Raw genomic sequence first — 9,194 nt, forward strand, 5'->3', positions numbered from 1 at the left:
GAGCAGTACAGTGACTATGGGGCTATAGCTGTATGAAACTGTCCGAAGTGTTGATTATAAAATAGTTTTTTAAATATTATTACTACCGCAGTAGTAATGCCCCGCTCCAGTGATCACAATTCAACCAATAGCCGTATTCAGCTAAGTGTCAGCACGAAACTAATGCCTAGGCCTTTCAAACTGCTGCAATCCTGAATATTAATCGCTCTGAAAGTCCCATAGGGCGAGCCCTGAAGGCCACATCTTCTGTGTTGTAGCCCCTTCTACGGCTAAGGCCATTCATGGAGAGCTGCGCCTAATACCTGCAGCTTTCAACGCTGGCCGAGACATTACAGAAATATTCAGGGGTCCTTAGCACAACTGGACACCTGATTGATGATTGATGATTGATGATTGAAGTAAAACTGAATTCTACATGACTACCAAACTCATCCTAAGAGTCAATTATCCTTGCTCTTCAAACCACAACCCCCAAAGATCGAGCAACGAACCAATAGGCACTCGCAATACCTATCGGATAAATTGCTAAATCAGACTGTAGAAGACCGCTCAATGTACGGTTTAATAAGCGGTAATTCGAAATAAGAAGTTTGACCAGATAACCAATAAACAGCGATAACAAAACAAACATTACCTGCCCTATCTCAACACCTACATTGAAGCCAACCAAGGCAACCATCTTTTGGCCATAGGGGAGACCTAGTTCTGTTAGTGCACTGGCAAATCCGAACCCATGCAATAGCCCAAAACCACCAGCAACAGCAACAGGATAACGCCACACTAAAGTAGTCCTATTTTGCGGGTTTTTCCCCCTTATGATCTCAGCGGCAAGCACCATAATACTCAAAGGAATCAATACCTCGATAATATCAACCCTTACGGTAAAAAGGTTTAAGCTGGCAAGCCCAAGTGTTATCGAGTGCCCCAAAGTAAATCCGGTGACAGTAAGCAACGTGGATTTTAATCCCTGTGCAATACACACCAAACACAAAACAAAAAGTAGATGATCATAGCCTTCTAATATATGCTCAAATCCTGCTACGATGTATTGCTTCACGCCCTCCCAATCGGACAGGTTAGACGGTAAATTTACCCTCAGAATTTCAGGACCTTTAAAAATACTAATCCTCTCTCCATTTAATTTTTCAAAATCGACGAGGGTTGACAGCGCAGGGTTGGCAACTGGGTATATAAGCTGGATTTGCAAATCCAACACAGGTTTACTCGAACCGTTCAGGGGTGAAAATTCACACTGATATCTTTTAGCATTCGAAGGACCTAGCTGTCCTGCTCCACCTATCCTTTCACATCCTCTACCCATTAAGTTGATCTCGGGCTCCGTCCCCGGCTGCATAACAGGCGGAATCTTCCATCGCAAGACATAAGCTCTTTTGGAAACCTCCTTCAGCTCTATATAAATTGGCCTTCCTTCATGAGAAAAAGCAGCGCAGCTATAGGTACCGGTTAAGAGAAAAGTAATAGCAATTGCCAAGTATGATAAGAGATATCTATTTCGCATAGGTGAGACTCGGCGATACACTAAGCAATGAAACATCCATCTCAATTTGATAACGAGCCATTAATTCTTGCAATCTTTTTCGGCTAAGTCTATCCATATTTTCACGGCGATAGTCTTCTAAAATCATGGGGGCAGCGTCATGGAAAGCTGGTAAACGACTTGCAATATTTTTCACCACCAACACTAAATGGAGTCCATAGGGAGATTCAAAGGGGCCAGACCAGGTATTCAATGGTAATTTGAACACCTTCTCTACTATTGCACCCCCCAAATGGCTGGCCACCAACTGGGGGGTGCGTTCTACATAATTTCGATGAAAGGGGAATCTATCGCCGTAGCCAGATGATTTTTCAAAAGCTTCTGACTTTTCACTGAGGTGCTGCAAAGTTTGCAATGCAAGTACATTTATTCTTTCGCTAGAGTGTTTTCTGGCATCAAAAAAAACATGCGTGAAAGTAATTGATGGCTCGAGCCGGTAGCTTTCCTGATGCTGCTGAAAGTAGGTTTTGAGATCTTCAAGAGAAACATCAATATCATCAGCAAAACCTCGAGTCACATAGTCCAGCTTTTGGATAAGACGACGCCGAATTATCTGATCATTCTTTTCTAAACCAAGCTTAATGGCCTCACGAAACAACACTTCTTCACGAATATAATCGTCTATTAAACTGGATTTCTCTGCAGGCGACAAACCCCGCCAGTAAGCTCCAGCAAAACCTAAATTGAAAGTCTTTTTTTTGTACTGAATATACTCGAGTATTAAATCTTCACTCAAGGTCAGGGTATGGGCTTGATCCAGGCTATCACCCTTCAACCTTACCATTTCAGCGCCACCAAACAACGCCGAAGCAATAAGCAAGAAGTGTATCAACGGCTCTCTACTTAACCTCCTCCAACTCCATCCCATATAAGCCTCCTATTTAAAATACATAACATCCATTAGTAGTTTTGAACGATCTATTTACTCTATTTATTTAAGAACCCCTGTGTATTTATCGATTAAGGCGAATACCAAATAGGGGAGGTATAAGCACGTTCCTGAATGATCGCAGGCCCCTCGGAAGGAATTTCAATTTTTCCACGATTAATCTCTTTTGATGCCACTGCATCGTAAAGTGAGTGACGCGGAGTTGGAATCTGCAAAACACGTACGTAGTAAAAAGCTCTTTGGCCTGCATCAAAGCTAGGATCTTGCCACAAGGTAGACAACTCAATAGCGCCCACCGTATTCGTATATTGACCTGTTTCACGGTCAACCGTATCACCTACTGAAGGCAACAGAGCCTGAGCGTCCATACTCCGATCCCCAGACCAAGCCACATTAAATATCCGCTCAAAGCTCTGCCCTTTTTCATTCAGCCAGGACTTGACCACTTGGACACGATCAAGATTGGCTCCCTTGGGGTCTTTTACGGCGCGAATCAGTAACTGAATTGGCTGATCTGTAGCTTGTGCCTGAGTTAAATCTCCACCCATTGGCACTCCGTGGGTATAGCCCAACTCGGCAATATTTTCAGCGTCTATTGCGTGGGCTGGAAAACCCCAACCGGCAAACACACGCACCCTAATTCTAGGCCCTGTCGTTGCGTAGACTTCACGACGCTTGAAGGCAGAAAATAGACTTTCTCGTGTGTTTTCTTCTGCCCAAACCGCCGCAAGGCCCGCTGCCGACATATTCCAGCCAGTCGCTTTGGTGCCACCAATCATAGAATCAGTACGCTTGTTCTCGGGGGTAGAGTCATGAGCAAATTTCCCCCAAAAATTGTCTTCTTCTGCACTCGAGATACCAGTATGAGAATCTGTAGATCCAATCAAACCAAATTTATAAGGGTTCACTCCAATTTTTCCCTCAACCTCAAGACCTGTTCGCAAGCCTGAACGTATATAATCTCCCTTTGCTACCCTGTAGGCCTCAGGGTCAGCTTGTAAATAAAATGGGTAATTTTCAAAATCTGAAAAGGGATCCTGTGGAGATAACTGTGAATGAGTCTCAGAATCCCCTTTTATTTGGGTCATCTCGACCAAGGGTTCCCATCGCATACGCGTACGCGCATACTGAACATCCATTGGCTCACCTCGTAGAGTAGTTTCTGCAAACATATAGCCTTTGGAAACATTGGAATTATGCGGAATAGCAATGAATTCACTACCAGTTCGTTCTGAAGTTTCGTCCAACCAACTCCAGAGATCTTCTGGATACTGACTCTGATCTGAACCAAAAGGTAGGTATTGCTTAGCCTGCATCGAACCATTGGGGGATACCACCACCCGATGCAGGTTAGCGCCTGTAGGAGTAGAGCTCCACTCCCAACCTATAAAACTGGTAAACTTTCCTGGCCTATAATGCCGCTCTGCCGCATCAACCACATCATGCCAGGCACTTGTACGGGTTTTACTTAGATCACCGAGCACTGGATTTGGAATTTGATTGGCTGGATTTCGTACAGGGTCCTTGGTGACTTCTGGATTGAGGGCTTTTACCGGCAGTAACTCATTAAAAATATCCATACCCTCATTATCAGACACTTTAGAGCGGATGTGCTGCTTGGCAAACCAACGCATAAAAGCCTGATGAATCGGCAATTCTTCATCTAACTGATCGGTTTGATTTACTACTGCCCTCATAACTCCCAAGGCCTCTGCATGATCAGAGACCACTAAAAAATCTAGAGGTGTACCTATACGTACTTTTGCATGAGTATAGGGATGAATGACAGGTTGGCCCTTAGCCCACCGGTAAGCGGTATCAGGTGTTGCCGAATAATTTTGACTTAGAAAGGCATCGAATGAGTAGGATGTATGCAGATGCGTATCTCCCCAGTACAATTGAGTCGCCTCATTTGCCCTAAGGCTTCCACACAAAGCCGCCAGTACACAACCCACAAACAGCACTTTTTTTTTCATGAAATTTTGCATAGCTCAAATCGCTCGAATGTCAGACTAATCTTATAAAAACAGCTGATTTCCTTCCCATGCCAAGACTGATAAACTAAATATTGCGAAATCCTCGCTGAATTCAGAAACACCTAGTTTGATACTAATCGTTTGGCCTATGTACTTCTTTGCCTAACCGGCCAAACTCTTGACTAATTAGGACAAAATAGAAAATGGCTGAGAATGGGCACACGACCATAGCAACTTGGGTCTTACCAATTGTAGAGGCTCTAAAATCTTATTGTTCTACACAAGAACTCTTGCAGTATATTGGCATTGACTACAAGAGTATAAGAGATACGAATCAACGTATTCCTTTGGAAAAAATGACAAGACTATGGAGTCTGGCTGAAACCATATCCGGTAATGATTGTATTGGTCTGGAGGTCACCAAACATGTAAGCCATACAAATCTCCATGCCCTAAGTTATGCTCACCTGGCCAGTAGCTCAATAAGAGAAAGTTTGGAGAGATCAGCACGATTCTCAGATGTAATCAGCACTGCCGCAAGAATTCATATTCGTGACGAACAGCAACAAGTTATTGTATCTTGGCATAATGTCGATGACTTGCCTCGCGAGCCTAGTATCCATGCCATGGATGCCTTTATTGCCTTGCTAATAAAATCCAGTAGAACAATATCTCCAGATATCCACAAACACTTAATCTCTATTAATCTTACCCGTGATAAGCCTAATAATATGCAATATCACCAACTGACGTATAACTGCCCCATAAATTTTTGTGCGAATTTCTGTGAAATCCGATTTGAACGTGACTTTGTAGAACGTCATATTTCCACCGGGAATACTGAGTTAGCGTCTATCAACGAACAAGCTCTTTCAGACTATCTGGCACGCTTAAGAAAAACTGACATGATCGGCCATGTAAATAAGGTTCTAATGGACCTAATGCCTATAGGTGAGCTATCTCAAGACAATGTCGCCAACATTCTTGGCATTAGCAGTCGCAGCTTGCACCGAAAATTAAAAGAACAGGGCACCAGTTATCAGATGATTCTAGATGAAACCCGTAAATACCAAGCCATTCAGTACCTCAAAGAACAAGAACTACCCATAACAACAATCACCTATAGGCTTGGATTCTACGATATTAGCAGTTTTTCACGAAGCTTTAAAAAGTGGACGGGAAAATCTCCAAGAGAATACCGTAAATACAATCAGCAGTAAGGAAACACTATAGATAAATAGGCACCCATCATAAAGCTCACGCCCACATAAATTTACACTCCACTTTATACCATCACAAAAACCGTCCAATTGCCTATAGCCATCCTCCATGTATCCTCAAATCAGGGTCTAAATTAAACTTAGCGATTGACAGGGTAAGGTTTCCGCCACCACGTATTTTAAAATAAAAAACGCTATCGAGAACGATATGAACCTACAGAGATGGCAGAAAAAACTCGATCAGTTACTAAAAAAAATCAGATAGCAAATAGAGTCAAATAGCAGAAATCAATATTTATAGAATACGGATTTCTGACTAATACTCTTTGAGAGATACGGATCGGGCTAGGTTTCCAGGTATAGAAGCTTAGCCTTCACAATCATATCCGGGACACGTGAGCTGATCAGCGCAGTCTATCCCGAGCCTCCATCATACGCTTTCCGATCACCAACTGTGCCGCAGGGTCATAATGGAAATAGCCGGATAGGTCATCAGTATCATGAGCTTCAACGTTATAAGTGTTGCCTGCAACATTTTGCTGAGCTGACTGGACGGCTCCATGTACATCGCCATAGTGACTCTTGGTAATGACAATGGGTAAGTCATAATCATTCAACGCTTCCCGTACACCGTTCACTAAACAAGTTAGGTTGGCCTCATAATTATTTTCATTAACTGCATTACCCCCATCGTTCCACCCTTGGAACCAAATAAAACTATCAATTTCAATCGACTTGTTTTTATATTGCGGAAAGTAACTCACTAAAACTTCCGGGTTACGTAAGGCCTCAATTTTCTCCAGCATGGCGGTGTAAAGTGAGTCCTGGCTTTCCTCATCTTCCGTCCATTCATTAACGGCGGAGTCATGACAGCCGGGTACTTTCCAGTCAACACGTAAATCAGTACCGCCCTGTACTACTTTCAGAAGCAACAAATCACTCTCGATCTCTTCTCCAAGGTAGTGACCCAAAGTGAGTTCCGGACCGTAGCGATTGGTGGAGACACCATAATTTGGGAACAGTGAGCCATAACGCTCGGAGAATGAGAGAGAGCCGGTGTCGTTCAGCGATCCCTGATACTGGAGCACAGTTACATCGTCTCGTACAGCTTCAATGTCTGAACTCAGCTGTCCATCTGAATAAGCTTCAGCCACGCCCATTGCAGTACTCATTTGCTGCCAAGCGTCGTAATTGTAGCCATAAGAGCCCTCACTTGTAGAGAAGTAGTAGCTGCTGATGGTGGCAAATAGTCGATCGGTTAAGTCAAATTCACGGCTGTTACAGGTTTCACCTGAAAGAGAGTCGAGGCTGCCCGCGCGACAGAGAAACTGCCCGAGCTTTTGCACTATGGGATCATCGCTATCGCTACCAACTCGATGGTCATAGTCAATTAAAGAATCCGTGTTATTGATAAACTGTGCGCTGATCTGGTCGTTACTGATCACCGTTGAACCACAATCGACATCCCCAAAGGTATAGTCGGCATTAGCATGGCAAATCAGCTCCTGCAGGCGGTCCAGTCGAGTGTTGTTGCCCTCCATATTAGACTGGCCTGCCATTACCACAACTTTTACAACATCCCCAGCGGGGGCTTCGCCTATGGGATCAACCTTCACATCGCCACCGGATGGGTAGATAGCAAAATCATAATCGTAGAACTCAAAGTCTCTGAATGTGTCGGGTGTTGTGACCACCAGAGCATAGAGTTCGTGGTCTGCGGGTACCGGGATGGTGGTACCGGAAGTTTCACCCGAGCTGTCAATATCAAACGGGTAGTAACTCCGGGCCCCAGTAGATGGGTTGTAGACCACTGCACGTCCACGAAAATCTGCATGGGCCGGGTTATTTTCAGCATCTACTTTTACGGCAATGGTGTAGTTGCTGTCTTCAGTGATACCTTTCACTTTAAAAGCATTAAACGCCCAGGAGCCGGGCACATAGCCCGTATCCATATCGGTCCAGTTGTTGCCAGTGCCCTCGTAGTTAAATATTTGAGTAAATTTATTATCGTGGGTACCAGCTTCGGGAGATACATCCAGCATACGCCTTAGAGAAGCTTCTTCCGATGCCTGATAGGCCACGCTCTCAACCATATCCCAAGTTGTGATGTGCGCAGCGAAATCTGCAAACAAGGCTTTCATATCATGCCCCTGAGCAGCCATATAGGCATTGGCTGCCTCCAGGTCATTGAGCCCATCTCTGGAATCACGAAAAACACCGCCCATCAGATCCTTACTCACAGCATAATTAGTGAGCCATGACCAGAAAATATAAGCTCCATATTGATGGCCACCTTTGAATTCATGACCGTATTGGTGGTCCACCGGAGAGTCTTGAATGGCCCACAAGGTAATATGTGGGTGGAGAGTATAGTGACCGAGCAAGGAATCATTAACACCCGGTATGTTGTGATCTGCACCCCAGCTAGCAGAGGACTCCAGCGTATATTTTCCACTGGACTGGCCAGTGACTCTGTTAAGCCTTCCCTGATAGGAGTGGAAATTTTCATGCATCCAATGCTGAGCATTTGCTTGGGTAAGCGGGTTGCTCTCCAGGGTGTAATCTTTAACGAAGGTATTGCTAATGCCCTCGCTTAGCTGCAAATCCCTCGTGGAACCTTCGTCGCTAAAATAGCGACAAAGCTCACCCTGACCATACATTCCAGCCTCAAAAATGTTCCTCTCCCAAACGCGTTCCTGAGCCACAATATAGTGCTCAAAATTTGTCATAGCCTTATCGGTATCGTCCGGCCACCACTCACACTGATATACCGAACACAGGTAATTGTTGTAGCCGTCATAGGGACTGGTGGCAATCATGGACTCATTACATTTACTCCCCCCCAGCGCCATGATGTCGTCGTATGCCAGCACGCCCTCATAGAGGCGTACATCCCAGATTTTTCCAGAAAATGGCCAAAATTGCAGCATATCGCCCAAGTCGGTATAGCTTTCTGCATCGATAGTAATAGCAGATGAGGCTTCTCCATTCACAAAAAGAGTCAGCGTACCATTATCGACAGTAAGTGCTACATGATTACAGCTGTGGGTCTTTAAAGTGCTTTCAGTGTTAGAAAACTGTTGGCTGTCTTGATCTCCCAGCTGCCCGACAACGCCACCATTATCAGTACCAAGATTAAAGCTGCCTGCATTATTGTTACCGCCGATATCGGCAATTGATCGCACCAGAACATCATTACCATCGGCACTGTCCGGTATAAACTTGAATGACAAGCTAAAGTAAGCAAGATCATCTTGCTGTGGAAGGGCTATGGTCATGTCAGCACTGTTAAAGTCATTTCGACTGACAAACATGGTGCGACCCTCCACTTCCGGATCTGAAGACGCACGCTCTGTTAGCGCGGTACCTTCAACCACCACCGCGTTGCCACCGGCAACATCTCTGAATTCTAAGTGGGAGGGAACATGCACTAGCAGACTGTCTGAAGAACCATCCAGGAAATCACTGGCACAATCATTTGCTGCAACTTCAATAGTTCAACACTTCGGACAGTTTCATGCAGCTATAGCCCCATAGTCACTGTACCGCTC

5 protein-coding genes are annotated in these 9,194 nt (G+C 44.6%); 1 reads left to right on the top strand and 4 read right to left on the bottom strand.

Going from position 1 to position 9,194, the window contains the following annotated elements:
* Positions 1–457 precede the first annotated feature (457 nt).
* The 3 genes from MO867_RS19020 to MO867_RS19030 form a co-directional block, all read right to left on the bottom strand.
* Positions 458–1,492, bottom strand: a complete 1,035-nt coding sequence (locus tag MO867_RS19020) for a HupE/UreJ family protein (protein ID WP_252472079.1) — start codon at positions 1,490–1,492, stop codon at positions 458–460.
* 16 nt (positions 1,493–1,508) lie between these two features.
* A complete protein-coding gene (locus tag MO867_RS19025) occupies positions 1,509–2,426 on the bottom strand; it encodes a peptidylprolyl isomerase (RefSeq protein ID WP_252472081.1) in 918 nt (305 codons plus the stop codon).
* A gap of 92 nt (positions 2,427–2,518) precedes the next feature.
* Positions 2,519–4,435, bottom strand: a complete 1,917-nt coding sequence (locus tag MO867_RS19030; RefSeq protein ID WP_252472083.1) for a DUF3604 domain-containing protein — start codon at positions 4,433–4,435, stop codon at positions 2,519–2,521.
* Between the two features lie 191 nt (positions 4,436–4,626).
* Here MO867_RS19030 and MO867_RS19035 point away from each other — a divergent pair, with 191 nt between their 5' ends.
* Entirely contained in the window at positions 4,627–5,643 is a 1,017-nt protein-coding gene (locus MO867_RS19035; RefSeq protein WP_252472085.1) for an AraC family transcriptional regulator, read from the top strand.
* A 404-nt stretch (positions 5,644–6,047) separates the two neighbouring features.
* Here the strand turns inward: MO867_RS19035 and MO867_RS19040 are convergent, their stop codons facing one another.
* Positions 6,048–9,074 carry a sialate O-acetylesterase gene (locus MO867_RS19040; protein ID WP_252472087.1) on the bottom strand — a complete coding sequence of 1,009 codons (3,027 nt, stop codon included), beginning with the start codon at positions 9,072–9,074 and terminating at the stop codon, positions 6,048–6,050.
* Positions 9,075–9,194: the final 120 nt, after the last annotated feature.

This window comes from Microbulbifer okhotskensis, assembly GCF_023895975.1.
Lineage (GTDB): Bacteria > Pseudomonadota > Gammaproteobacteria > Pseudomonadales > Cellvibrionaceae > Microbulbifer > Microbulbifer okhotskensis.

Excerpts from the sequence above, each read along its gene's own strand:
- MO867_RS19025 (WP_252472081.1), bottom strand. The coding sequence starts at position 2,426 with ATGGGATGGAGTTGGAGGAGGTTAAGTAGAGAGCCGTTGATACACTTC.
- MO867_RS19035 (WP_252472085.1), top strand. The coding sequence starts at position 4,627 with ATGGCTGAGAATGGGCACACGACCATAGCAACTTGGGTCTTACCAATT.
- MO867_RS19030 (WP_252472083.1), bottom strand. The coding sequence starts at position 4,435 with ATGCAAAATTTCATGAAAAAAAAAGTGCTGTTTGTGGGTTGTGTACTG.